The sequence below is a fragment of the Arthrobacter sp. AZCC_0090 genome (assembly GCF_014207375.1).
Taxonomy (GTDB): domain Bacteria; phylum Actinomycetota; class Actinomycetes; order Actinomycetales; family Micrococcaceae; genus Arthrobacter.
In genome coordinates, this window is the sequence record NZ_JACHEE010000004.1 from 307294 (window position 1) to 330789 (window position 23496).

Annotated in this window: 26 protein-coding genes and 1 pseudogene; 5 read left to right on the forward strand and 22 right to left on the reverse strand. The window is 64.7% G+C overall.

Annotated features, from left to right (window positions below; all coding sequences use genetic code 11):
- Window positions 1–38: 38 nt before the first annotated feature.
- Window positions 39–1490 carry a cytosine permease gene (locus HNP00_RS08735; RefSeq protein ID WP_184737988.1) on the forward strand — a complete coding sequence of 484 codons (1452 nt, stop codon included), beginning with the start codon at window positions 39–41 and terminating at the stop codon, window positions 1488–1490.
- 205 nt (window positions 1491–1695) lie between these two features.
- Entirely contained in the window at window positions 1696–2067 is a 372-nt protein-coding gene (locus HNP00_RS08740) for a hypothetical protein (protein ID WP_184737990.1), read from the forward strand.
- A 232-nt stretch (window positions 2068–2299) separates the two neighbouring features.
- Here the strand turns inward: HNP00_RS08740 and HNP00_RS08745 are convergent, their stop codons facing one another.
- The 6 genes and pseudogenes from HNP00_RS08745 to HNP00_RS08770 all read right to left on the reverse strand — a co-directional run bounded on the left by HNP00_RS08745 (window position 2300) and on the right by HNP00_RS08770 (window position 6983).
- Window positions 2300–3004, reverse strand: a complete 705-nt coding sequence (locus HNP00_RS08745) for a flavodoxin (protein WP_184737992.1) — start codon at window positions 3002–3004, stop codon at window positions 2300–2302.
- 1 nt (window position 3005) lies between these two features.
- Window positions 3006–3859: pseudogene (locus HNP00_RS23770) on the reverse strand (aldo/keto reductase).
- A 130-nt stretch (window positions 3860–3989) separates the two neighbouring features.
- Window positions 3990–4289, reverse strand: coding sequence for a cupin domain-containing protein (locus HNP00_RS08755; protein ID WP_311770533.1), 300 nt, complete (start codon window positions 4287–4289; stop codon window positions 3990–3992).
- A gap of 16 nt (window positions 4290–4305) precedes the next feature.
- Window positions 4306–4863, reverse strand: coding sequence for an MFS transporter (locus HNP00_RS08760; RefSeq protein WP_260404851.1), 558 nt, complete (start codon window positions 4861–4863; stop codon window positions 4306–4308).
- A 140-nt stretch (window positions 4864–5003) separates the two neighbouring features.
- Window positions 5004–5918 carry a DUF4389 domain-containing protein gene (locus tag HNP00_RS08765; protein WP_184737994.1) on the reverse strand — a complete coding sequence of 305 codons (915 nt, stop codon included), beginning with the start codon at window positions 5916–5918 and terminating at the stop codon, window positions 5004–5006.
- 18 nt (window positions 5919–5936) lie between these two features.
- Window positions 5937–6983 (reverse strand): NAD(P)-dependent alcohol dehydrogenase, encoded by a 1047-nt coding sequence (locus tag HNP00_RS08770; protein ID WP_260404852.1) that lies wholly within the window; start codon window positions 6981–6983, stop codon window positions 5937–5939.
- Window positions 6984–7088: 105 nt separating this feature from the next.
- Between HNP00_RS08770 and HNP00_RS08775 the strand changes: the two genes are divergently transcribed.
- Entirely contained in the window at window positions 7089–7784 is a 696-nt protein-coding gene (locus tag HNP00_RS08775; protein ID WP_184737996.1) for a TetR/AcrR family transcriptional regulator, read from the forward strand.
- Between the two features lie 165 nt (window positions 7785–7949).
- Here HNP00_RS08775 and HNP00_RS08780 read toward each other — a convergent pair whose 3' ends face one another.
- The 16 genes from HNP00_RS08780 to HNP00_RS08850 form a co-directional block, all read right to left on the reverse strand.
- The gene (locus tag HNP00_RS08780; RefSeq protein WP_184737998.1) at window positions 7950–9122 is read right to left on the reverse strand and encodes a flagellar hook protein FlgE; all 1173 of its coding nucleotides are present in this window, start codon (window positions 9120–9122) and stop codon (window positions 7950–7952) included.
- A gap of 46 nt (window positions 9123–9168) precedes the next feature.
- A complete protein-coding gene (locus tag HNP00_RS23215; RefSeq protein ID WP_311770534.1) occupies window positions 9169–9615 on the reverse strand; it encodes a flagellar hook capping FlgD N-terminal domain-containing protein in 447 nt (148 codons plus the stop codon).
- A gap of 16 nt (window positions 9616–9631) precedes the next feature.
- Entirely contained in the window at window positions 9632–11245 is a 1614-nt protein-coding gene (locus HNP00_RS23220) for a flagellar hook-length control protein FliK (protein WP_260404853.1), read from the reverse strand.
- Complete coding sequence (locus tag HNP00_RS23625) at window positions 11245–11922, reverse strand: C40 family peptidase (RefSeq protein ID WP_184738002.1); 678 nt, start codon at window positions 11920–11922, stop codon at window positions 11245–11247. Before HNP00_RS23625 ends, HNP00_RS23220 begins: the two co-directional genes overlap by 1 nt.
- Entirely contained in the window at window positions 11919–12374 is a 456-nt protein-coding gene (fliJ, locus tag HNP00_RS08795) for a flagellar export protein FliJ (protein WP_184738004.1), read from the reverse strand. Before fliJ ends, HNP00_RS23625 begins: the two co-directional genes overlap by 4 nt.
- A complete protein-coding gene (locus HNP00_RS08800) occupies window positions 12371–13702 on the reverse strand; it encodes a FliI/YscN family ATPase (RefSeq protein WP_184738006.1) in 1332 nt (443 codons plus the stop codon). The genes fliJ and HNP00_RS08800 overlap by 4 nt, the downstream gene beginning before the upstream one ends.
- Complete coding sequence (locus HNP00_RS08805; RefSeq protein ID WP_184738008.1) at window positions 13699–14313, reverse strand: FliH/SctL family protein; 615 nt, start codon at window positions 14311–14313, stop codon at window positions 13699–13701. The genes HNP00_RS08800 and HNP00_RS08805 overlap by 4 nt, the downstream gene beginning before the upstream one ends.
- Entirely contained in the window at window positions 14303–15337 is a 1035-nt protein-coding gene (gene fliG / locus HNP00_RS08810; RefSeq protein WP_184738010.1) for a flagellar motor switch protein FliG, read from the reverse strand. The genes HNP00_RS08805 and fliG overlap by 11 nt, the downstream gene beginning before the upstream one ends.
- Entirely contained in the window at window positions 15334–16953 is a 1620-nt protein-coding gene (fliF, locus tag HNP00_RS08815; RefSeq protein ID WP_184738011.1) for a flagellar basal-body MS-ring/collar protein FliF, read from the reverse strand. The genes fliG and fliF overlap by 4 nt, the downstream gene beginning before the upstream one ends.
- Window positions 16953–17297 carry a flagellar hook-basal body complex protein FliE gene (gene fliE / locus HNP00_RS08820; RefSeq protein WP_184738013.1) on the reverse strand — a complete coding sequence of 115 codons (345 nt, stop codon included), beginning with the start codon at window positions 17295–17297 and terminating at the stop codon, window positions 16953–16955. The genes fliF and fliE overlap by 1 nt, the downstream gene beginning before the upstream one ends.
- The gene (locus HNP00_RS08825; protein WP_184738015.1) at window positions 17297–17689 is read right to left on the reverse strand and encodes a flagellar basal body rod protein FlgC; all 393 of its coding nucleotides are present in this window, start codon (window positions 17687–17689) and stop codon (window positions 17297–17299) included. Before HNP00_RS08825 ends, fliE begins: the two co-directional genes overlap by 1 nt.
- A complete protein-coding gene (locus HNP00_RS08830; protein ID WP_184738018.1) occupies window positions 17689–18030 on the reverse strand; it encodes a flagellar basal body rod protein FlgB in 342 nt (113 codons plus the stop codon). Before HNP00_RS08830 ends, HNP00_RS08825 begins: the two co-directional genes overlap by 1 nt.
- Before the next feature lie 137 nt (window positions 18031–18167).
- Window positions 18168–18458, reverse strand: coding sequence for a hypothetical protein (locus HNP00_RS08835; protein ID WP_221451327.1), 291 nt, complete (start codon window positions 18456–18458; stop codon window positions 18168–18170).
- Window positions 18448–18879 (reverse strand): flagellar export chaperone FliS, encoded by a 432-nt coding sequence (gene fliS / locus HNP00_RS08840; RefSeq protein WP_184738022.1) that lies wholly within the window; start codon window positions 18877–18879, stop codon window positions 18448–18450. The genes HNP00_RS08835 and fliS overlap by 11 nt, the downstream gene beginning before the upstream one ends.
- Before the next feature lie 3 nt (window positions 18880–18882).
- A complete protein-coding gene (fliD, locus tag HNP00_RS08845) occupies window positions 18883–20268 on the reverse strand; it encodes a flagellar filament capping protein FliD (protein ID WP_184738024.1) in 1386 nt (461 codons plus the stop codon).
- A gap of 141 nt (window positions 20269–20409) precedes the next feature.
- Window positions 20410–21246 carry a flagellin gene (locus HNP00_RS08850; RefSeq protein WP_184738026.1) on the reverse strand — a complete coding sequence of 279 codons (837 nt, stop codon included), beginning with the start codon at window positions 21244–21246 and terminating at the stop codon, window positions 20410–20412.
- Between the two features lie 292 nt (window positions 21247–21538).
- On the opposite strand from HNP00_RS08850, the gene flgN reads away from it, so the two are divergent.
- A complete protein-coding gene (flgN, locus tag HNP00_RS08855; protein WP_184738028.1) occupies window positions 21539–22039 on the forward strand; it encodes a flagellar export chaperone FlgN in 501 nt (166 codons plus the stop codon).
- 33 nt (window positions 22040–22072) lie between these two features.
- Window positions 22073–23494 (forward strand): flagellar hook-associated protein FlgK, encoded by a 1422-nt coding sequence (gene flgK / locus HNP00_RS08860; protein WP_184738030.1) that lies wholly within the window; start codon window positions 22073–22075, stop codon window positions 23492–23494.
- Window positions 23495–23496 lie beyond the last annotated feature (2 nt).

The following is a 23496-nucleotide window of genomic DNA, read 5'->3' on the forward strand; positions in this document are numbered from 1 at the left end:
AAGTGCGAGATGCACTCACGCATCGAAGGAGAAATGCCATGAGCACAACGACGGATAAGGGATCGGGCCGCGGGCTGGAGATCCGCTCGATCGACTACGTTCCCCTGAATGAACGGCACGGCAAGGTCTCCCACATCGGACCGCTATGGTTCGTCAGCAACGCCCAGATAGCTACCTTGGCCGTGGGGTTGATCAGCATCACCACGGGGGGCAACCTGATCTGGTCGCTTCTCGCGATCGCCATCGGCGTCCTCGTCGGCACACTGTTCATGGCCGCGCACTCCTCCCAGGGTCCCCAGCTCGGCCTGCCCCAGATGATCCAGTCCCGGCCGCAATTCGGCTATATCGGCGCCCTGCTAGTTTGGCTCTTTGCCTATCTTCAGTACGCGGGATTCAACATCTTCAACACGATCTTGGCCGGCGAAGCCATCCAGGAATCGGTCAACGTCGGGTCCCAAACCCTCTGGTTTTGGGTGGTCACCATTGTTGCCGTTGTCATCGCACTTTTCGGCTACGACCTCATTCACGCGTTCGAGCGTTACCTGACCTACCTGACCATCATCATGCTGGCGCTACTCACGGTGGCGGCCGTCAAGCTAACCATACCCGCCGACGCATACAACCTGGCCAACTTCCATTTGGTGCCGTTCCTGGGCCAACTGGGGGTCGCCGCCGGCTACCAGATCTCCTGGGCCATCTACGTCTCGGACTACTCCCGCTACCTCCCGCCGGCAAGCGGACGGGGCACCTTCCGGTGGACGTTCTGGGGTAGCGCCCTGGGCGGTATTTGGGTGATGTTCCTGGGCGCGTACATTGGCGCTGCGGCCGGGGAGAACTTCGAGACCATCGGCTCCATCAAATCCACCGCCGACCAGCTCTTCGGCGGATTCGGTGGCATCGCCTTGTTCGTCGCCGCCCTGGGCTTGCTGTCCGTGACTGCCCTGAACATGTATGGCGGTTCCCTCACCTTGATATCGTCCATCGACAGTGTGCGGCAGATCCGGCCGACCCTGAGGCTCCGGATCATCACAATCGCCATCACCGCGCTCATTTCCGTGGTCCTGGCGAACCTTGCTTCAAGCGACTTCCTGGCGAATTTCAACGACTTCCTGCTGCTGGTGCTGTACTTCTTCATTCCGTGGACGGCCGTTAACCTCACCGACTACTTCATTGTCCGCAAGGGCCACTACGCCATCGCCGAGATCTTCAAGCCCGACGGGATCTACCGACGCTGGGGCTGGCCCGGAATCATTTCCTACCTCGTCGGCTTTGTGGTGATGATTCCCTTCTTCTCCGCCGGGAAGCTTTTCGTCGGGTTCATCGCCCACGCCATCGACGGCGCCGACATCTCCCTGTTTATCGGACTTCCCGTGTCCGCCGGGCTGTACTGGCTGATGACCCGCCGTATCGACGTCGACGCCGAAACGCGCTTGGCCAAGGCAGAGGCCGACGCCCTGGAGGCAGCCGCGCACGAACACATCCTGCCGTAGCTGCGCTGGAAGGCGGTAACGGCGTCGGGATTCACGCGGTGGCGATGACTGCGGACGTCGATCAAACGCTTTCCCCGCGCTGGACCCATCAGCCTTGGGGTTGTCAGACGGGCGCAGATACGAACACCTGCACGCGAAGGTCGGTCACACCAGAACCTGTCGGTTCCATCCATACCGGCTCCCCGCGATTGTCCATGATCAGCCATTGGCGCCGTGGCCCATCGGCCCGACGAACAGCAGGCCCGCACCCGTGGGCCCGGCAGACCAACTGGCAACGTGCGGAGCGGTTAAGGCAGTAGACACGAAGCTGCGGATCACAGGCGACGAAGCAGTGGAAGTCGACGACGGCGACGGCGACGCTGCCGGGGTAGGTGCGGAAGCGGTGACCGAGGCCGGGACTCCGGGCAGCAAGCCGGTCTTGGCAATACCCAGCCCCGCAACGACGCCCGCGCCCGCCATCCCTGCCCCTGAGAGGAACCTTCGACGGCTCATCCTGAAGTGGGCCTCGCGCTCGTCCCGCGGGACAGTTCGGTCGCCGTTCCCAGACCCCGTATTCCGCTCCACCCCCTCAGGATAGAACCGGAACATAATGCGGGAACCGGGCAGAAGCTGCAAGTTTGCTGTAAGGGGGCGGGGCACGACGACGGTGTGTGTTGCTGGCCGGCACGGCGTCACACGGAGCAGGTTTTTGGGGCGTCGAATCGGCCGCGAGCTCAAGATTCCGGGGCCTGGGATGAGTCGGCGTGCTAGAAATGTGCGCCGCGTGACGCGGCGCGAGTCACCTCCGGCGCCGATCACCGCGGCGCCGATCACCCTTGGAGGAGCTGGGTCCGCCGCAGCCACGATTCGATGTCCAGTCCGGAGTCGCGGACATGCTCGCCGCGCACGGCGAGTCCTTCGCCGATGATCGCGCCGGGGCACGATTTGGCGTAGTCCTTCTCCGTGGTTCCGAGACCGCTCATGGCGTGGGTGGTGATCGGGTGGATGGTCTTGCCGGTGAAATCGTGGCTCTCGGCGAACGTGGTCATGATCATGGGTGCCCGGACGTTCCAGATGCCGCTGTCGAGCAGCACCGTGTCGTATTGCTCGATGGACGGCAGCGGGGTCGCGATGGCCGGGCGGGCGTTCGCGTTCTGTTCCCGGACATTGCGCGCCACGGTGGCATCGTAGTTGTCGGAATAGGGCTCGGCGGGATCGATCCGGTGTGCGTCGCAGGTGATGAGTGCGCTGATCATGCCGGCCAGCACCTCAGTGTTGCCGACGTCGAGGTGGATGCGCCCGCCGTCGTAATAATTCTCCCCGGCGCGTGAGAAGCAGGAGAGCAAGACGCGCCCGCCGTTGCCGCCTGGCTCGGAAGTGGTTATCTGTGGCTTCTTTTCGTGGGAGGTCATGGTGTTGTTCGGCGCTCCTGGGGTGCAGCTTGAGGTTCCGGCGACAGCCGCCGCACCGGCCAGCCCCACGACGGCGGAGCGCAGCACGGTGCGCCGGTCGATGGCTGGCCCGTGCGGGGGCATGTCAGTCGATCCTGCGTCCGCCCAGCCAGCTGACCTTCTCGGGGTCGCGGTGGTCGAAGAAGAGGCTGGCGCCGGTGCCGAGGGTGGCGATCTGGCCCATCTGCTCCTCGGTGAGGGTGAAGCCGAAGACGTCGAGGTTCTGGGCCATCCGTTCCGGGCGCACCGACTTGGGGATGACGACGACTTCGCGCTGGATGAGCCAGCGGAGCACCACCTGGGCGGCGGACTTGCCGTGCGCTTCGGCGATGGTGCTGAGGACCGGATTCGTGAAGAGTCCGTTCTTGCCTTCGGCGGGGACCCCAGGATTCGATTTGGACGCCGCGTTCGCGCATCAGCGCCTGGTCGACGGCGCGCTGGTGGAAAGGGTGGGTTTCGAGCTGGTTGACGGCCGGGACGATCTCGCTGTGGTCGATGAGGTCGACCAGCCGGTCCAGGTGGAAGTTCGAAACCCCTATCGCGCGGGCGAGGCCGTCCTTGTGGATTTCCTGCATGGCGCGCCACTCGCTGTAGTAGTCCCCGAGCGGCTGGTGGATCAGGTACAGGTCGAGGTAGTCCACTCCGAGCCGGCTGAGCGAGTTGTCGAAGGCGCGCTTGGTGTCGTCTTGAACACTGCCTGTCGGGGCGTGCTGGATCCAGAGCTTGGTAGTGATGAACAGTTCCTCACGGGCGATGCCGCTGTTCTTGATGCCGCGCCGACGGCGGCCTCGTTGCCGTAGGAGGCGGCGGTGTCCAGGTGGCGGTAACCGGCGGCGAGGGCGGCTTCGACGGCGGCTTGGGTTTCGTCGTCGGGAATCTGGAAGACGCCGAAGCCGAGGATCGGCATCTCGACGCCGTTGTTTGGGTGACGTTGTCCATGGGATCTCTTTCCGGTTGTATCGGGTTATCGGTTGGCTTGGGCGTGTGCGGCTTCGTAGTCCTGGTCGCTGACGGGTTCAAGCCACGTGGCGCTCTCCCCGTTGTCGTGTTCGACCAAGGCCATGGCACATCATGTTGTCTTTCGTAGCGCCATGCCAGTGTTCCTCGCCGGGCGGTGTGTGGTGTCCCCTGCGCGCATAAGGATCACACTGCCGTCCCGCGTGGCAACGAGACCGATGCCGTCGGTGCAGTGCAGGGTCTGGCCAAGGGGATGGGAATGCCAGTTGGTGCGGGCGCCAGGAGTGAATCGGACCATCGCCGCCACGAGACGCGAGGGAGCCTCGCCGTTGTGCAGAGGGTTAAGGTAGACCTTCCCGGTGAACCTTTCGATCGGGGCTTTGGCCGTTGGCGTGGGAGGTACGAGTTTCATCCTGACTGCCATTTCGCTAGTGCTGTGATTGCTTGGTGTGCCGTAGCGGCAGGGATCCCACTAGGAGGATTTGGGTGAGAACGCCGCCCAGCACCGGTCCGGCAGCAGCGGCGACCGAGCCGCCCAAACCCCAATACACGATTGCCCTTCGACGCCGCGCGGGGTCGTGGTACGCCTCACGGATGAGCGCGAGGGAAGTAGGGGTGATCATGGCCGCGCCAATGCCCTGCAACACGCGTCCGGCGATGAGAGCCGGAAGACTGGGGCTGAAGCCGCATGCCACCGAAGCAACGGTGAACAGGGTCATGCCAATGCCGTAGGCTCGCCGGGCGCCGACACGGTCTGACAACGTCCCGGCGAATAGCTGCAACGCGGAGAACATCAGGGTATAGCCGGTGACGATCCATTGCAGGCCGGAGAGTCCGCCGCCGAAATCGTTCCGTATCCCCGGCAGGGCGACGTTGACGATTTGGGCATTCAAGGCGACGACGAAGAATCCCAGCATCGCAACCGCCAACGACCCGCGCGGCCGGGCGAGGGTCGCCGGAGGAGATTTGATGGTGGTCGGAGACATGTGGCCTTCCAAACGGAGAAACAAGGACTGATTCAAGAAAACCCGTCCCCGCGTCCGCGTGGGAGTGCCTGTTGTACCGTGTACTGCCAGTGCCTGTTAGGGCGTCCCTCGCCGGCCTAGCGAACCGAAGTTAGCAGTCGCTAACCGGAATTGCCGGAGCTTGCGGGCGGCTCGCGCGGCCCCTGGTCCAAGCGGAAGGGCGGATAGTTGTCGCTCATCAACGCGACATACGTTACGGTCCTGTAGACCCATCGGTTGATTCCCATGATCAAGTTGAAGAGTCCCAATCGGTAAACGCCTGTGAACAGCAGGATCACGGCCGTGATGAACACGAGAACGCCGAGCAGCGATATCCCGTTAGTGCCGCCCTCAGTAGAGGACCTCCATATGCTGCCAGCGAGCACACCGACAATGATCAAGTGCGGCAGGGCGAGCAGCCAGGACTTGACCAGTACCCGCCAGTGGGAGAGTTTTTCGGGATACGCAACGTCGAATGTGGCCGGATAGTCCGCGTGGGCGAGGGTAAAGGGCGGGTAGTGGTCAGTGCCGAGGACGCCGTTGGCGTAGAAAGCCACCCGCCAATTCCACCGCATGACGCCAACAGCGAATTGGAAGAGCGAGGCCGGGTAGCGGCCGGTAAACAGGATCACAACCCCCGCCGCGACAGTCACCACGACGAATGCGAGCCCGAGGAAGGCGAGAACGATGTAGTGCGGAATGGCCAAGAACCATTTGACGAGCCACATCCACCGCGAGAGGTTCGGATCCAACTGCCCCTCCAACCGCGCGGGATAAGCTCCTCCGCTGATTCCATTCATTCCCAACGCGGACGAAGGGAGCATTCTCCTGCCGAGTCCGGCAGCCCCGATGATAATCAGAGCAAGCCCGACCGCTAGCATGGCGATCCCTACGAGGACGGGCCCGGAGTTGGCGAAGACACCAAAGGAGCCAGCGGCGAGCAGGTCTCCCAGCATAAGGACGAGCATGTGCGCGGGACTCATTTTCTCGCTTGGAGGGTTGGCATGCGCGAACGTTCCGGCAGGATTGGTATTCATGGTGTGATCCTGGGCTTCTTAGATGGTGATCGCGATTTTTCCGCGGGCTTTCCCGGCGTCGAAATAGCGCATCGCATTGGAGACTTGTTCCAGCGGATAGCTTCGGCCGACGGCAGGAACGAGGGTTCCGGCTTCGATGAGTCCGGCGAGGTGCTCAAGGTCCGCCGAGCCTTGTGTTGCAAAGACCATGGTGAGCCGCTGACTGATGAACGGGGACAGCGCTAGTGCGCGGAGCTGCCGGTCCATACTGCCTGTCCAGGAGCCGCCTTCCTCGCCGCCGGTGATGACGGCGGTGCCGGTGGCGGTAAGCGCACGGCGGAGGCGTGACAGGGTGGGGTTCCCGGCGATATCCAGGATCAGGTCATAGTGTTCAATTCCGTCGGCGAAGTCCTGCTTGGTGTAGTCGATGACGTGGTCGGCCCCGAGGGAGCTCACCAGGTCCACCTTGCCGGTACTGCACACGCCTGTGACCTCGGCACCGGCCGCCTTGGCGAGCTGCACCGCATAGCTGCCGACTCCGCCCGAGGCACCAAGGACCAGCACCTTCTGTCCCGGGGTTATCTGGCTGGCCGCGCGGAGGGCCTGCAGGGCAGTGCAGGCCGAAACCGGGACCACCGAGGCCTGTTCGAAGCTGATGTTCGCCGGTTTGCGGGCGAGCTGGCTTTCGCGGGCCGTCGCATATTCGGCAAAAGAGCCCTTCCCGACGCCGAAGACCTGGTCCCCGGCGGCGAACCGCGTCACTGCCGCGCCGATCGCCACGACGGTGCCCGCCAGGTCCAGCCCAGGCACAGGGTTTTTGGGGGCTCGCAAGCCGTAGGCCAGACGTAGTGCGTAGGGCAGGCCCCTGGTGACATGCCAAGTCCCGCGGCCCAAGCCCGCAGCGTGGACCCGAACAAGCACTTCGTTCTCGGCAATCTTCGGCTTGGGGATCTGCGCCATGTGCAGGACGTCGGCGGAGCCGTAAGCCTCCTGCACAATGGCCCGCATCGTAGAGGACGCTTGCTGCTCCGCCGTTGGCGAGCCGCCCGAAAGAGGAGTCTCCGCAGCCTGCTGACCAGAGGTCATAGCCGTTCCTTTCACAACATTTGGGGTGCGCAGCCTACGTTTCGTACGCTGTACTAAAAAGAATATCGTACAATGTACTAAATCGCTAGAGCCCAAGGAGTCCCCATGCCAGCAACGACGCAGCCGCTCGCCGAACGGCGCCTTCCGCTCAGCCGGGAAAGGGTGCTCCGTTGCGCAGTGGATCTCGCCGACCAGTCGGGAATCGCCGCGTTGACCATCCGCTCGCTCGCACAGAGCATGGGAACCAAGCCCATGTCCCTCTACTACTACGTAGCCAACAAGGATGAAATTCTGGACGGCATCGTGGACATCGTCTTCAGCGAAATCGAACTCCCATCCCCCGCAGGCGACTGGCGGGAGGAAATGCACCGAAGGGCGCACGCCGTCCGCGCAGCGCTCAAACGCCATCCATGGGCGGTCGGGCTACTGGAAAGCCGCTCCTCCCCAGGTGAAGCTAACTTGCGCCACCACGAGGCGACACTCGGCACCCTGAGGGCAGCGGGCTTCTCGGTCAAGATGACGGCCCATGCGTACGCCTTGCTCGACAGCTACATCTACGGATTCGCGCTCCAAGAAGCGGCCCTGCCTTTCGAGGGCCGGGACACCGCCCCCGAGATCACGACGCCGATCATCGAGCGCTTTTCGACCGGCCAATACCCCCACATGATGGAGATTGCCACCGAGCACGTCCTCAAACCCGGCTACGACTTCGGGGATGAATTCGACTTCGGGCTAAACCTCATCCTTGACGGCCTCAGCCAATCGGTTCCGGTCACCGGCGGAGATCCGGGGCAGCGCTAGCGAAGTCCTGTCAAACACGCGGATGATCGGCTACACCGGCGTCACGCCGAGCAGGCTTTTGGCGCTTTGAGCCAGCCGCGATCCCGAAATCCCGGGGCTCGGGAGGAGGCGGGGCGCCAAAAAGGTGCTCAGCGTGACACGGCACCAAGCCCAGGAGCCCAACCCCTACCTCTTCAGGTTGCTCAGCTCCTGCAGAACCTCGTCCGAAGTAGTGATGATGCGGGCGTTGGCTTGGAAGCCGCGCTGGGCCACGATCAGGTTGGTGAATTCCTGGGACAAGTCCACGTTGGACATTTCCAGTGAACCGGCAGTCAAGGTGCCGATTCCGGCGTCGCCCGGTGCCCCTACCTGGGCCGCGCCGGAGTTGGCGCTGGCCACGTAGGTGGAGCTGCCGGCTTTCTCGAGGCCACCGGGGTTGGTGAAGCGGGCGAGTGCAACGCGTGCAAGGACCTGCTTGCTGCCGTTGCTGAACGAACCGATGAGCGAGCCATCCCCACCCAGGGTGAAGGACTCGAGCTTGCCTGCTTCGGAGCCGTTCTGGCTGCCGACGGTGAGTGTGCTCATGGCCGCGAAGCCGGTAACGCCGGTCATGTCCACCGTGATCCCGCCCACCGTCATGGTGCCACCCGAGGTCAGGGCACCGCTCGTGAACGCGAGCGTCGAGTTGCCTGTGGCTCCGTTGGCGTCTGTCCCGGCCACGTCCCAGCCGGCCGCGGAGCGGCTGAACGTCAGGGTCAGGCTGCGGGAGGCGCCGTCGGCGTCGTACACCTTGATCTGGCGCTCCACGCTGGTCCCGACGCCGGCGTCCGACGGCAGGTTGCCGTCCAGCGAAGTCTTGGTGGTGGCGACGGCGGCTGCCGTGGTGTTGGGCGAGAGGGCGATAGGCCCGGTGGGACCTCCCACGTTTACGGCGCCGTTGACGGCGGACCAGCCCTGGAGGATGCCGCCGTCGGGGCTCACCAGGCGGCCGGCGGCGTCCATGTCGAAGGCTCCGGCGCGTGTGTAGAGTTGCTGGCCGCCCTTGCTGGTGATGAAGAAACCGTCGCCGGAGATCATCATGTCCGTGGCACGCCCGGTGTTCTGCGATGAACCCTGGCTGAAGTTGGTGCTGACCGCGGCCACTCGCACGCCCAAACCGATCTGGGCAGGGTTGGTGCCGCCGGTCTCGGTCTGCGGGGTACCGGCGCCCTGCGTCATCTGGGAGAGGGTGTCCTGGAACTGGGTGGAAGAAGCCTTGAAACCGGCCGTGTTCACGTTGGCGATGTTGTTGCCCGTAACATCCAGCATGGTCTGGTGGGCTCGGAGGCCGGAGATTCCGGAGTACAGCGAACGAAGCATGGTGTGGCCTTTCTTCGGGTGGTTCGGGGCGGAAGTTGGTGGAGCGTCAGGCGGTGGGTGCGGGCGAGGCTGCGGCGGTCATCCCGCTGATGGAATCGAGCGGAATGTTCACACCCCCGACCGCCACTGTGGGGACTCCCCCGGCGAAGGAAACCGAGCTCGCAACGCCGGATCCCTTGGTTCCGTCCGCGAGCGCGTAGCTGATGTTGTGTCCGATGATCTGCGCCGCAGCTGTGCGCATCTGGAGCGAGAAACTCTCCTTGGCCCCCGTGGAGAGTTCGGTCATTTTCTCCATCATGGACAGTTGGATGGTCTGCCCCATCATCTGGTTGGTATCCATGGGCGCGCTGGGGTCCTGGTTTTTCAGTTGTGTCACCAGCAAGTTCATGAACATGCTCGAGTCCATGGTCTGCGCGGGCTTAGGCGCGGTGGTTCCAGACGCGGTGGTTCCAGGCTGGACTCCGCTGTTTGCCGCGATGGCTTGGATGGTCACTCTTGGTTCTCCTTCATCAGACGAGAATGTCCAGGCTGCTTGTACTGCTTCGTGGAAGCACGACGGCGGTCCGCGGCAGGCGAACCGGCTCGCCGCCGCTGCCCTGTGGGAAGGCCGGGCTTTCCGCCGGGCGCCGGTCCCGTGTATCAGAACCCCGGGCGTCCGAGCCACTCGTCCCGGCATCGGCAGGGGTGTTGTGTTCGGACAAGTCAAGGCTGGCGCCGAAGCCTGATTCCCCAAGTCCGCGCCGCAGTTCCGGCAGGATGCTGCGCACTGCCTCCCGGCCAACCTCCCCGGGGGCGAATAATTCGATCCGCACGCCCGAGCCGTCTATGTGCGCCCGGACGGTCAGGGGGCCCAGGTCTTCCGGGGACAGCCTCAGCGTCATCACGTGCTTTCCCGGGTCCGCTGCGGCAAGGGAGAACAGCCGTCCGGCTACCTGGGGCAGCAGCTTGGCTGGATCTGCCTGTGGTGCCGGCGTAGCCATGCCGGGAGTAGCGGGCGAGGGAACCTGCTGGAGGGGCGATGCCGGCTGCGTGATGGCCGGAAATCCGGCCTGAGTGCCGGCCGCCGTGGCAACGATACCCTGACCGCCGGGCTGTTGGGGGTCCTGTTGCGTCCCGGGTTTCCGGGGAGGAAGTACGACGGCGGTGCCGGCCTCATCCGCCAGGGCTGCGGTGGCGGTGGGCGCAGTTTTGGTGCCGACGGGGGCCGGGCTGGCGGATGACGCAGTGATCGGCTGTACCGGAGCTGACGGGACTGACGGGACTGACGGTACCGGCGCTGTGCCCGGCTGGACCGTGCCCGGGTGGATTGTGCCCGGGGGGATTGTGCCCGGCTGGATTGTGCCCGGCTGGACTGTGGTCAGCTGGACTGCGCCCGCGTTTCCGGCCGGGAGCGCTGGCGCCGCCGACGGAGCACCCTGGGTTTTGGAAGCTGCTATGTTCCCCCAAGACGCTGCGTTCCCCGAGGACAGCGTGCTCCCCGCAAGCATGGCAACACCACCCGGTCCCGAAGGAACTCCTGCATTTTCCGGCAGCGTTACCGGCTGAGTTGTTGGCTGCGTCGCCAAGCCCGGCCCGCCAGAAGCCGAGCCCCCAGCCAGGGCCGCAACATTGCCTGTTGCCGAGGTGCCCGCGATCGACCCGAGCGGCGCCGTTCCCGCGGAGACACCCTCTTTGCCTGGCACAACGCTCGATCCGGACCCGGGACCGGGCGCAATCCCCTGCGCCGCAGCGATTCCGGCAATCGCGAGTCCGCTGGGAGCACATACGCCCGCACTGGCCGCCGCGCTCGCGGGTTCAGCCGAACCTTTGGCGCCCTTCGCTTCTCCCTGTTCACCCTGCCGGGATTCACCAAGCCGGGATTCAACAGCGTGGGATTCACCAGCCCGGGATTCACCAGGGTGGGCAACCGTCCCGGAACCGTCGGCGGCAGATTTTCCCGGCCCGCCGTCGTCGGACGCTGGCTGTTCCTTCGCTTCGGGCGCCTTCCCCGAAGCTTTCGCACCGGACGCCAGCACGCCGCCCATCACGGCATCAAAACCGGCGGGCGAGCCGGAATGCGAAGCCGTCGCGGGTCCAGAAGACGGCAGACGAGGCGAAGCGGCACTGGCGGGAGGCAACTGCATCACGAGCCTCCCGCTGGGACGATGCGGCGGATGGCGGTCAGATTGGACTGCTGCTCCCACGCATCGCGGATCTGGATGGTCTGTCCGGGAACGGGCGCGTCAATCGCTTTGCCGTTGCCGAGATAGATGGAGATGTGTTCGCCGCCGAAACTGACCAGCAGGTCGCCGGGTTTGGCTTGAGCCAAGGTAGCCACCGGGGTGCCTTGCCGCATCTGATCGCTCACCACGCGGGGAAGATCAACGCCGAGATCCTTGAAGACGCGTTGCACGAAGCCGGAGCAATCCATGCCCACGGCGGGGTTCGTGGCGCCCCAGACGTAGGGCACTCCCACGTATTTCTTGGCATCGGCCACCACGGCATCACCCGTGACGCCGGTGGCCGTGCCGCTGGCTATGCCCGAGAGCGCACCCGCCCCCGCTACACCGCTGAGGGCCGTGGCGCTCCCGAGCCCCAAGGAAGAGGCGAGTTGCGAAATGCCCGACGCCGAGCCTGTCGAATCCCCGACGGCCGTGCTCAGCGCCTGCGCGAAGGACGCCGCGTCCGCGGATGAAGGCGCACTTCCAGAGGAGGACGCACCTCCGGCCGTCCCCGTGGACTGCGGACGAACGCCCTGTGTCAGTTGCTGCAGCATCGATTCGATGCTCTGGATGCGGCTGATGGCCTCGGTTACGCTCATGAGCCGGCCTTCCGCGCTGCTGGAGCCGGCTGTGCGGAACTTCGGTGCCATGCGGAGGAGGCGATCTCGTCCAGCACGCCTTGTTCGGCGCGCAGCGCGGAAGCCTCGAAGGCGGCTCCGTGTCGGTTTTCGAGCTTCTCCAGCCCCACCGCGCGACGCTTGGCTTCGGTGTATTCCGCGCGGGCCTGTTCGGCGTCTGCCTCCGCGCTGGCGGCCAAGGCGTCAAGCTCGGCCAACATGCTTTGCGCGGACGCGCGGGAGGCTGCGATGGCCAAGAGTGAGGCGGAGCTTCCAGCAGCTCCGGCGGACTCGGCCAGTTCCTCGCGGGCGGTAGCTCGGCGGGATCGCAGGGATGCGGTCCGGGAGTTGGCGCGGGCCAGTCCGCTGGCGGCGGCGTCCTGCTGCGTTTGGCGCAGGCGCAGGAGCCCGGCCAGGGAGAATTGACGGTTCACGCGGCTCCTTCGAGGCTTGCTGAGAGTCGGAAGAGTTCGGGCCATGACTCGCTGTACGGGGTGGATTCGTCCATGCTTTGCCGCAGGAACCGGTTGATGGCGGTTTCGTGGTCCAGGGCCGCATCAACCAAGGGGTTGCTGCCGCGGTGGTAGGCACCGACGTCGATCAGGTCCTGGGCGCTGCGCCGCGCGGCGAGGATCCTGCGCAGGGATGCCGCGAGCGCCGTGCGATCGGCGGTGTTGACCTTGGAGGCCACGCGGGACACTGAACCGAGCACGTCCACCGAGGGGAAGTGCCCTGTGACAGCAAGCTTCCTGTCCAGGACCACGTGCCCGTCCAGGATGGAGCGGGCGGCGTCGGCGATCGGTTCGTTGTGGTCGTCGCCGTCCACCAGCACCGTGTAGATCCCGGTCACGGAACCGGTCTCGGCGGTGCCGGCACGTTCCAGGAGCCGCGCCAGCACCGAAAAGGTCGACGGCGGATAGCCGCGGGTGGCGGGCGGCTCACCGGCGGACAGGCCGATTTCGCGCTGGGCCATGGCTACGCGGGTGAGCGAATCCATCATAAGCACAACGTCCTGTCCGGCGTCGCGGAACGATTCGGCGATCCGGGTGGCCGTCACTGCTGCACGCAGGCGCATGAGGGCGGGCTCATCGGACGTGGCAACAACCACCACGGAACGTGCGAGGCCTTCGGGGCCAAGGTCGTCCTCCAGGAATTCGCGCACTTCGCGGCCGCGCTCCCCCACCAGGGCAATCACGGAGACCTCGGCATCCGTGCCGCGGGCGATCATGGACAGCAGCGAGGATTTGCCAACGCCCGAGCCTGCGAACAGTCCCATACGCTGTCCGCGTCCGAGCGTGGCCATCGTGTCCAGGACGCGGACGCCGGTCTGCAATGGGGTGTCCACCCGGGCGCGGTGCATGGCCGACGGCGCTTCGTTGTCCAAGGAGACCATGGGACTGGCGGGCAGCGGGCCTTTGCCGTCGATCGGACGCCCGAGCCCATCCACCACGCGCCCGAACAGACCGCGTCCGGTGGGGACCAGGATCGGGCTGCCCTTGGCATGTGCCGCGTCTCCTGCCGCAACTCCGGCCAGCCGTCCCAGCGGCATACAGCGCACGGCACCACTGAGCGACGCGACCACTTCGGCGTCGAGCCCGGGCGCATCGCCCACCGTCACCAGATCGCCCACGGCACAGTCCAGCCCGGAGACCTCCAGGCCAAGGCCAAGCACGGACGTTACCGTGCCCACGCGTTGCGGGGCCGCGGCCGCGAGCGCCGCGCCGAATCGGCCTGCGTGCGGCCGGTACGCGGTGATGCTCATGCGTCAATCCCCAGCAGCGCCCTTTTGGCCCTGTCCAACGCGGTGCTGAGCCGGGCGTCCAGCCAACCCTGCGGATATTCCGCGATCGCGTCCCCGGGCTTGAGCGACGGATCGGCTTTGAGTTCGACGCCGGCCACGTCCACGACGTCGACGGCGGCCACCGCGGCAAGATCTGCCGGGTGGAGGCGGACGGAAGTCACGGTTTCCGCACCGGACACAGTGCCCAGGGCGCGGGCCAGGGCGGCGCGCGCAGTGTTCTGGCCCTTGTCGAGTTCGTAGCCCAGGATGGCTTCGGCAAGCTCAATCGCGCTGGCCGCCAGCACGTCTTGCGCTTCTTCCAACGCAACGCCGCGGTGTTGCCGGGACGCGGCGGCGGAAGCTTCGAGCGCACGGACAGCGTGCGCAACCGTCTGCCGCCCGGCGTCGAGCATTGCGCGGTGCTCGGATTGGAGTTTTTCTCGAAGGCGCTGCTGTTCCAGCGCCGCAGCCTGGATCCCCGCAGCGTAACCCGCCGCGTGTCCTTGGGTGTAGCCCCGGTTCTCCTTGAGGGACCGAGTGGCTGGCTGGATGTCGGGGAAGACGACCCTTTGGAGCTCAGCCTCAGTAGACATAGTCGTCCTCCTCGCCGCGTCGGACCACGATTGCACCTTCGGCTTCCAATTCGCGGATCGAACGGACAATCTCGGCACGGGCTTCTTCAACCTGGGACGCGCGTACCGGCCCGGCGGAGGCCATCTCGGCTTCGAGGATTTCGAGATTGCGGCCGGACACGTTGGTGCGCACGGCCTCCAGGACTACGGCGGGCGCACCCTTCATGGCGACGGCGAGCACTTCAGCATTGACTCCGCGCAGGATCTGCTGGATGTCGCGGCGTTCCAGTTTCACGATGTCCACGAAGGTCAGCATCCGGGCGCGCACTTCGGTGGCCAGCTCCGGGTCGAGGGTCTCCAAACCGTCCAGCACGGAGCGTTCCGTGTTGACGTCGGATCGATTGATGATGTCTACGAGGGGTTGGATCCCACCGACGATCTCGCTCGATTTCCTTTGCGACATGACCGCACCGGCACGCACTTTGAGGGTTTCGGCCACAATTCCCACGGCCTCCGGCGACGCCATTCCCATCGTGGCGATACAACGTGCCACCTCGCTCCGTTGGACGTCACCCAGACCTGCCATGACCGCGGAAGCCTTGCCGGGCCGCAGGTGCGCCAGGATCAAGGCAATGGTCTGCGGCATTTCGCTGTCGATCAGCGCCAGGAGCTGCCCAGAGTCCATCATTTCCAGGAATTCGAAGGACTTCCCGGCCATGGTGGACGCAAGACGGTCCATGAAGCCTGCTGCTTTGTCCGCACCGAAGGACGCTTCCAAGAGGCCGACGGCGAATTCCTGGCCGCCGCGGGCAGTCCGGCGTCCGCTGATCGCAAGTTCGTGGAACTCGGTCATGACGTGGTCCGCCACCGCTGAGGAGACGCGGCGCAAGCGCACGATCTCGGCTGCAATGTCCTCGGCCTCGGACTCTGAAAACTGGGTCATGACGGAGGCTGCGCTGGCCGGGCTCATTTGCATGAGCACCACGGCCACCTTTTGGGCACCGGTCAAGGCGCTCACCTCGTATCCGAGCTCTGCGGCCCTCATACCGGCTGCTTTTCGTCCATAAGCCCGCGCAGGTACTCGGCGGTTCGGGCGGGGTTCTCGGCGACCATGGCTTCAATCTGTGCGCGCCGTCGCTCGCCGTCGAGCGCTTCGGCTCCCGCCATCGGCAAGGCCGGAACGGGATGCACCGGCGGCAATTCAATCGCCGTCGTCGCGGGAGGTCCTTCGAGCGCCGGTGCGGTGACGGCGTGGGGAAGCATCTCGTAGTCAAGCCGCTCACCAAGATCAACAGGCTCGCGTTGCTGCCTGCGCCGCAGGAGGATGAGCACCAGCACGATCAGGGCAACCACTGCCAGCAGGATGCTGCCAGCCAGGATGAGCGTATTCATCAAGTCCGATTGTTGCTTGGCGTCGGCCTGGGCCTTGGCCGAGCCCAGCGCTTGCGCCGCTGCGTCCGCAGCCGACGTGCTGAAGGGCAACACTTCAACCGTGACCACGTCGCCACGCGCAGGGTCGATGCCGGCGGCTGACGTGACCAGCGCCTTGACCGAGTTGACGTTGAGTCCCCCCGCCGCGGACTGGTTGATGGCGACGGAAATGGTTTGGCGCTTCACGGCACCTTGCGGAATGGTGCGGTCTTCGGTGACCTTGTTGACCGCGTTGTTTTTGGTGGTGTCACTGGAATCGAAGGTTCCGTTGCCGTTGGTGCCGCCCGGCACGGCGATGTTGTCCGGTCCCAAGACGCCGGAGGCACCGCCCCCGGTCCCCGTGTACTTCTCGGTCTTGGTGGTCTCGCTCAGCGGAACAGCGTCCTTGGCGGTGGAGAACGTCTCACTGCGCTGTTGCGCGGACTCTGCGGTCACGTCGGCGGCGACGGCAACGGTGGCGTTGCCGGGTCCCACCACCCTGTCCAGGACGGCTTTCACCGAATCGGACGTGCGCTGCTGGTAGTCGGCGGCTTGTTTGGACGAGGAACCCGTGGCTCCGCCTCCCACAGTGGAGAGGACGTTGCCTTGGGAATCCACCACGGACACGTTCGTTGGCTTCAGGTTTTCGATCGAGGCGGACGTCAAATGCACGATCGCCTGGACCTTGTCTGCGGACAGGGTCACGCCCGTCTGTGTTTCGACGAACACGGATGCCGTGGCGTCCGGGGTCTTGTCCACGAATACTGTTTTTGCCGGAATGGCGAGCTGCACGGCTGCGGTCTTGACACCATCCATGGCCTGGATGGTGGAAGCGAGTTCGCCCTCAAGCGCGCGCTTGTAGGTGACTGATTGCTGGAACTCGGATGAGGTCACCCCGAGCTTGTCCAGTAGCGAATAGCCCGTGGCCGCGGCCGCCGGGAGGCCCGCTGCGGCCGCCTTCAGCCGTTCATCGTTGACCTTGTTGTCGGGAACCAGGATGGTGGAACCCCCATTGCTGAGCTCATACGGGACATTGTCCTTGCGCAGCTGCTCCACGATCCCGTTGGCGTCTGTGTCCTTCAATCCGGAGAACAGGGGTGAGTAGGACGGCTTGCCCAACCATGCTGACAGGGCAACGCCGCCCAGGACCAAGACGGCGATGCCGATGATGGCGACAGTGCGTTGCCCGGCGGTGAACCCCTTGAATCCATCGCCGAGCTTGCGAAAGAAGGCGGCAATCTGCGGAGGCATCAGGCCTGCATCCTCATGATCTCGTTGAACGCATCAACGCCCTTGTTCCGTACGGTGGCCACGAGTTCCATGGTGATCTGGGCGCGGGTTGCCGCGATGGTCGCCTTATGGATGTCATCAAGGTTGCCCGTGACTGCGGAGACTGCCAACTGGTTCGACGTCGATTGCAGTGACTGGAGGTTGTCCACTGCGCCGGTCAGTGCAGTAGCAAAACCGTTGCCGTCCGCCGTCCCAGTGACTCCACTGACATTGCCCCCGCTATTTGCGTAGCCGGTGCCGCTGACACCCCGCACGCCAAGCCCGCCGCCAGCGCCTTGAATTGCACCGATCGGGTCCAATGCCATCAGGATTTTCCTATCTCAAGCGCTGCAAGGTAAGTCTCTCGGGCACGGTCCACCACTTGGGCGTTGGCCTGGTAACCGCGTTGGGCCACAATCAAGGAACCCATCTGTTCGGCGAGGTCAATATCCGGGTAGCGGACATAGCCTTGGGCATCAGCCAGCGGATGATCAGGTTGGTACACGAGCCTGCCTGTCGCATTGCCCTGGGGTGTGCTCTTGACGTACACACCGGTTCCATCGCTACCCTCGGCGGCCTCGATGTAGCGGGCTTGGAACGCCTTGCCACTACTGCGGGTCGCGGTGTTCATGTTGGCCAGGTTGTCCGAGACGGCGTCAAGCCACTTGCGGTGCACGGTCAGGGCGGAACCGGCAATGCCGATCGCATCAAAAGTCATCAGCTGGTCCTCATGGCCGTGCGTAGGGCCGTGAATTCGCTGCCGGCGGCCCGGGCCGCGAACTGGTACCGGAGCACCGTGTCGATGTTGGAGAGCGTTTCGGTATCGAGGTTCACGTTGTTGCCATTGAGCTGGGTGGGCTCCTGCGACGTCGAGATTGTGGGCGCGGCGTATCCGTCACCCGAACGCACGGAGGCTGCGAGCGCATCTTCGAACTGGACTCTTTTGGCGTGGTAGTTCGGTGTGTTGATGTTCGCGATGTTGTTGGCGATGGTGCGCTGGCGCAATGTCAGCCCGTCGAGCGCGCTACCAAGGGCAACAGAAGTCACTGAATCGAACACGACGGCCTGCCTTCGCGAATAGATATGAAGAGGCCGATCCGTGGCCGCGCATCGAGCAATCCCTGCTCAACTTCCACCATCGGCACGGGCGGGGAATCCGTTAGCCGATCGTGGGAATTGTTTTCGGTGATTTCTCTTCAGCCTTGCACGTCAAGGAACAGCGGGCGCGCGGAATTCCGGGCTTCCGGGACGGTACTGAGGGCGTCCAGATGTGCGAGTGCGCCGTTGCGGACCTTGCCGAGCATGGTCATGGATTCCAGCTGGGCATCGAGGATCCGCCGCGCCCTGCCAGCCAATTCCACGGGAAGGGGACCAGCCCCGGCGGGGGGATCCCAGGGCATGGGTTCACCCCCGGAAACAGCCAGGGCGATGTCAGCTTCAAGCCGGTCGAAAATTTCCGACCATTCCCGAACTGGATCAGCCGACACCGAGCGTGCCGTTCGCCCTGGCTACGGTGCCTTGGACTGACAGTTGCGAGGCAGCCTCGTGCCAGCCTTGCCGGAGCGGTTCCAGAAGCGCGATGCATTCCTTGGTCCGGTTGACGTCCCGGTAGATGTTGGCCCCGATCATGGCTTCCATCGAGTACTGATAGATGCCCAACAGCCCGGAGGCGCCATCCCAGGCATCGGTCTTCAAGGTGGAGGACAGCTCCGTGACGATCGCCTGGGCGTGCAACAGGTTTTCGCTTGCGACGCTCCAATTGGCGTTCTCCTGGGCGAATTGGGCTCGGTTCAGGTCCAGGAGCAACCGGTCATACAGCATTGTCAGCAAGCGGGCCGGCGGGGCCGAAAGGACCGCGTCATCGTTATACCGGGAAAGCTGGCTGGCGCGGAGGGCTGTGGAGGTCATGCTTTACGCTCCTGTCGAGGACTTGGGAAGGCTGGAGATCTGTCCGGAGAGCCACGAGGACTGGGATTGGAGCCCTCCGAGCAGGACCTCCATGTTGGTGTAGACGGCTTGCAGCGTCGCACGACGGCTGGCCAGCCGCTGATCCCAGTCCGAGATTTGGTTGCCGAGGTCCGTTACTTCGGCCTGTTGTCCCTTGATCAGGCCAGTGACGGAGCCGCTGAACGGGTCGGTCGCGGCGGTTGCGGCGTCCGCAACCCGGGACGCGATCGTTTGGAGGGCGGCTTGGGTCCCGGCAGGATCCGCCGCCAGGGCCGTCGCGAGCTTGGCGGAGTCGAAGGTGAAGTCGCCGGACTTGGTGATGTTGATTCCGTAAGCAGACGGGGACTGCCCGTTCACGGGCATCGCCAAGGCCGTGAGGACCTGGTCGTTGACCGAGCGGACGCTACTGTTACCGGTGAATATCCCGCCTGTCGGGGCCGTCACTCCGTTGGCGTCCGTCTTGCTGCTGACGGCGCTGTAGATCGAGACGAACCCGAGCACATCGTTGACCGAGGCCACGAGGTCCCCCGCCTTTTTGCCGATCCCGGCGGTGTCGCTGGTGATGGTGACCGTCACGGGCGCCGCAGTCACGGCGGTTGCGGTCACGGACACGCCTGGCAGGAGATCGGCGAACGTGTTGGACGAAGAAGTCACGGTCTGGGCGGCCGCGGTGCCTGCGTACAGGGTCGCTTTGGCGTCCTGGGCGGCCTTCACGACGGCGGCTGAAGGATCAGCCATCAAGTCCGTGGCAGTTCCGGCGGTCACTTGGGTCGACGTTCCTTGGTACGCAGTGAAGGCTCCAGCCGCGCCAGAGGTTGTGGCCGTCAGCTGAAGCCGGTAGGTGCCGTTACCCGCAGGGACTTTCACGGCGCGGGCTCCGCCGGAAGCGTTGTTGATCGCCGTCACGACGTCGTCAAGGGACGTGCTGGCGGGAACAATCTCGGTCTGTTTCCCCGTGGAGTCCACCAGCGTCAGGTGTGCGGGGGCGCCCGTCCCGTCAACCGGCCAGGTGGCCATGGCAGCGGTGACATCCACTTGGGTCTGGGCGAGTTGTGTGACGGTCACATCAACGGAGCCGGCAGTAGCTGAGGTAGTTGCCGTGGCGGTAACGGCAGGGGACGTCGTGCTTGCTGTGAACAAGTTCAGGGCATTCGCCGCGGAGTCACCGGTGGCGAGATCGCGCAACGCCGCCAGTTTCGTGTTGAAGGACTGCAAGGTGGAGATCATCGTCTGGTCCGAGGCCAGTTTCGTCTTGAGCTGCGTCTGCGGCAGCGCTTCGACGCTCATGAGCGAGTTGATGATGGACGTGGTGTTCAAGCCACTGGCGAGGCCATCAATCGAAGTTCCCACGGGACGTTCCTTCCGGGTCTGTGAATGCCGTAAGCGGCCATCGGGCGGAATGCCAATGGCGGCCAAGGGAGCAAGTTGCCCGTCTTGGCCGCCGTTGGAGCTAACGCAGTTCCGCTACAAGTTGTCCTTTACCCGGAGGGCTTAGCGCAGGAGGGAAAGAACACCCTGGCCGGACTGGTTCGCCTGGGCCAGCATGGCCGTGCCCGCCTGGGACAGGATGTTGGCCTTCGTGTACTTGACCATTTCCGCAGCCATGTCGGTGTCGGCAATACGGGACTGAGCAGCCTGCAGGTTCTCACCGGAGACGTTCAGGGTCTTGACCGCGTGCTCCAGACGGTTCTGGTTGGCGCCAAGGTCGGAGCGCTGGGCAGAGACAGCCGTGATGGCGGCGTCGATCGCAGTGATCGTGGTCTGGGCAGCAGCATTCGAGGTGACGTCGAAGCCGGTGGCGCCCGTGTTGGAGGACAGGGTGCCGGCCGCGGTCGCCACGTCGCCGAGGTTTACGGAGATGGTGTCGTTGACAGTGCCGCCGGTGCCTACCTGGATGTTCTTCGATCCAGCCTGGAGCAGGTTGATGCCGTTGAAGTTCGTGGACTGCGTGATACGGTCCAGTTCCTTGCCCAGCGAGTCGGCTTCCTTCTTGATGGCGGTGCGGGACGCCGCGTTGTTCGTATCGTTCGAGCCCTGGACAGCCAGGTCCCGCATGCGCTGGAGGACGGAGGTGACTTCGCCCAGTGCGCCTTCAGTGGTCTGGATGAGGCTAATGCCGTCCTGCGCGTTGCGGGAGGCAACTGCCGAGCCGCTGACCTGGGACTTCAGGCCTTCCGAGATCGCGAGGCCCGCTGCGTCGTCAGCTGCACGGTTGATGCGCAGGCCACTGGAGAGCTTCTCCATCGACTTGGACACATCGTTCTGCGTGTTGTTGAGGTTGCGGTATGCGTTGTTAGCCATCAGGTTGTTGTTGATTGCCATGCCCATGGTGTTTCCTCCGTGATTGGGTCTTCTACTTCCAGGCCATCCGTGGCCTGTCACTTCTGGTTATCGGAACCGGGAAGCCCGTGGTTAGCAAAAACCCGCTAGGAATCTGCTGCAGCACACAAATCGACCGACTGCCGTTTGACTGGACAAAGCGCACAAATCATGCATGAACGACTCCTAACGCATGCGACAGGGCGGCCGATAGTTGTCTTTAACGCGATGAAGGCACGGGGGAAGTGCTTTCTCGCGGGAACGCACCCAAAAACCAACCCGGAACTGGAGTTGACCCGCCATGGCCATCCATGAACTGTCGGCCCTGCTGTGGCGAGAACGTGAGCTACTGGATCTGCTGACATTCAAGCTGGAGGAAGAGCAGCTCCTCCTCACAGCAGGCAAATCCCGCTGGTTGCCGCATGGCACGCGGGAAGTGGAACAGGTCCTGGAGCACCTGTCCAAGGCCGGCCTGGCCAGGGCTGTGGAAGTAGCGGCGGTGGCTGAGCAATGGGGCCTCTCTGCAGAGTCCTCGCTCGGCGAGCTGGCCGCTGCCGCCCCGGAAGAAGCTTGGGCTGATGTCCTGTCCGCACACCTGTACGCCATGCAGCAGCAGACCGCCACCATCAAGGAGCTGCGCGATTCCAACGAGCAGTTCCTGCGCGCCGCCGTCCGCTCCACCCAGGAAACCATGGCGGACCTGAAGCCGGCGGCCGGGACGTATGACTCCCACGGCCGGACGGGCTCCCAGGGCAGGACCGCGGAACCAGTGCCGTCCCGCTTCTTCGACCAGCAATTCTGACCGAAACCCGGCCGGACCACCAAAGGACAAGCAGTGAGCACATTCGGCGGACTCAACACGGCCTACCTGGGCCTCACCGCAGCGCAGCAGGGCATCAACCTTGCCGGGCAGAACATCGCCAACGCCGGGACTGACGGCTACACGAGGCAACGCATCGAACAATCGGCCGTCGGTTCACCCGTCCGCACGGGCCTCAGTGCCGCCGGAGCGCAGGCCGGCCAAGGCGTGTCAGTGGACGGGATCGCCCGCCTCGGCAACAGCTTCCTCGACGCCGGCGTGCGTTCCAGTGCCGCTCAGGCCGGCTACGCCGGCTTGAGGTCCACGGAACTCCAGCGGATTGAGGGGTCCCTCAACGAGCCCGGGGCTGCCGGGATTTCGACGGCGCTGCAGGCCTTCTGGTCTTCATGGCAAGGAATCTCCAACCACCCCGGGGAGGCAGCGCCGGCCGGCGCGGTGCTTCAGTCCGGCGCAACCCTTGCCGCGACTGTTTCAACGGGCTACCGGGCGTTGGATTCCCAATGGACGCGCGTTCGTGGGGAAGCAGCAACCACCGTCACCACACTGAACGATGCCGCAGCCCGGGTCGCAGGACTCAACGCGACCATCCGCTCCGTGGCGGCCTCGGGCGGCTCTGCCAACGAGCTCATCGATGCCCGCAGCCAGGTGACTGAAACCATCGCATCCCTGGCCGGGGGAACCATCCGGGAAAACACCGATGGGACGGTGGATGTTTTCGTCGGAGGCAACGCCATCGTCTCCGGCACTTCGCACCGCGATCTCATCTTGGGGGGCCAAACGACCATGGGCGCGCCCGGTTCAGCAGTGCAGTTGGAATGGGCCGATCGACCCGGTGCAGCAGTTCCCCTCGACGGCGGAAAGCTCGCCGGTGCGGTATCCCTCCTCGCTCCCGCCGCAGCTGGAGGGACAAGAGGCACCATCTCCGAGGCCGCCGCTTCCTACAACGCCTTCGCCACCAAACTCATGAACGACGTCAACGCCGTTCACCGCACGGGGCAATCCACCACCGGCGCCACCAACCTCGATTTCTTCACCACCACCCCGGGTATCCCTGCGGCACTATCCCTCGGCGTGGTCCCGAGCAGTGCCGTGGGGATCGCTACCGGCGTTCCAGGTTCCGGCGCCCTCGACGGCAAAATTGCTGATGCCGTGGCCCAGCTTGGTGCCTCCCCTGGATCCCCCGACGCGTTCTGGGCCGGGATCGTGACCGGCATTGGAACGGTTTCCCGTTCAGCGCAGCAGCACGAGCAGCTCGCCGACGCCGCGAGCGCGGCCGCCGTCGGGCAGCGTTCCTCGGGCGCGTCGGTCAGCCTCGACGAAGAAAACATCAGCCTGCTCACCAACCAGCACGCTTACCAGGCGGCTGCACGGGCGATGACCGCAGTAGACGAAGCCCTCGATGTCCTGATCAATCACACCGGATTGGTGGGAAGGTAAAG

What these genes read in the sequence shown, in the direction of transcription:
- flgN (WP_184738028.1), top strand. Translation starts at nt 21,539, where the DNA reads ATGGCCATCCATGAACTGTCGGCCCTGCTGTGGCGAGAACGTGAGCTA.
- HNP00_RS08775 (WP_184737996.1), top strand. Translation starts at nt 7,089, where the DNA reads ATGCCAGCAACGACGCAGCCGCTCGCCGAACGGCGCCTTCCGCTCAGC.
- HNP00_RS08805 (WP_184738008.1), bottom strand. Translation starts at nt 14,313, where the DNA reads ATGTCTACTGAGGCTGAGCTCCAAAGGGTCGTCTTCCCCGACATCCAG.
- HNP00_RS08765 (WP_184737994.1), bottom strand. Translation starts at nt 5,918, where the DNA reads ATGAATACCAATCCTGCCGGAACGTTCGCGCATGCCAACCCTCCAAGC.
- fliG (WP_184738010.1), bottom strand. Translation starts at nt 15,337, where the DNA reads ATGAGGGCCGCAGAGCTCGGATACGAGGTGAGCGCCTTGACCGGTGCC.
- fliS (WP_184738022.1), bottom strand. Translation starts at nt 18,879, where the DNA reads ATGACCTCCACAGCCCTCCGCGCCAGCCAGCTTTCCCGGTATAACGAT.
- fliE (WP_184738013.1), bottom strand. Translation starts at nt 17,297, where the DNA reads ATGGCATTGGACCCGATCGGTGCAATTCAAGGCGCTGGCGGCGGGCTT.
- HNP00_RS08745 (WP_184737992.1), bottom strand. Translation starts at nt 3,004, where the DNA reads ATGCCCCCGCACGGGCCAGCCATCGACCGGCGCACCGTGCTGCGCTCC.
- HNP00_RS08760 (WP_260404851.1), bottom strand. Translation starts at nt 4,863, where the DNA reads ATGTCTCCGACCACCATCAAATCTCCTCCGGCGACCCTCGCCCGGCCG.
- HNP00_RS08825 (WP_184738015.1), bottom strand. Translation starts at nt 17,689, where the DNA reads ATGACTTTTGATGCGATCGGCATTGCCGGTTCCGCCCTGACCGTGCAC.
- HNP00_RS23625 (WP_184738002.1), bottom strand. Translation starts at nt 11,922, where the DNA reads ATGAGCGTAACCGAGGCCATCAGCCGCATCCAGAGCATCGAATCGATG.
- HNP00_RS23220 (WP_260404853.1), bottom strand. Translation starts at nt 11,245, where the DNA reads ATGCAGTTGCCTCCCGCCAGTGCCGCTTCGCCTCGTCTGCCGTCTTCT.
- fliF (WP_184738011.1), bottom strand. Translation starts at nt 16,953, where the DNA reads ATGCCTCCGCAGATTGCCGCCTTCTTTCGCAAGCTCGGCGATGGATTC.
- HNP00_RS08755 (WP_311770533.1), bottom strand. Translation starts at nt 4,289, where the DNA reads ATGAAACTCGTACCTCCCACGCCAACGGCCAAAGCCCCGATCGAAAGG.
- HNP00_RS08850 (WP_184738026.1), bottom strand. Translation starts at nt 21,246, where the DNA reads ATGGGCATGGCAATCAACAACAACCTGATGGCTAACAACGCATACCGC.
- HNP00_RS08770 (WP_260404852.1), bottom strand. Translation starts at nt 6,983, where the DNA reads ATGACCTCTGGTCAGCAGGCTGCGGAGACTCCTCTTTCGGGCGGCTCG.
- HNP00_RS08735 (WP_184737988.1), top strand. Translation starts at nt 39, where the DNA reads ATGAGCACAACGACGGATAAGGGATCGGGCCGCGGGCTGGAGATCCGC.
- HNP00_RS08780 (WP_184737998.1), bottom strand. Translation starts at nt 9,122, where the DNA reads ATGCTTCGTTCGCTGTACTCCGGAATCTCCGGCCTCCGAGCCCACCAG.
- HNP00_RS08800 (WP_184738006.1), bottom strand. Translation starts at nt 13,702, where the DNA reads ATGAGCATCACCGCGTACCGGCCGCACGCAGGCCGATTCGGCGCGGCG.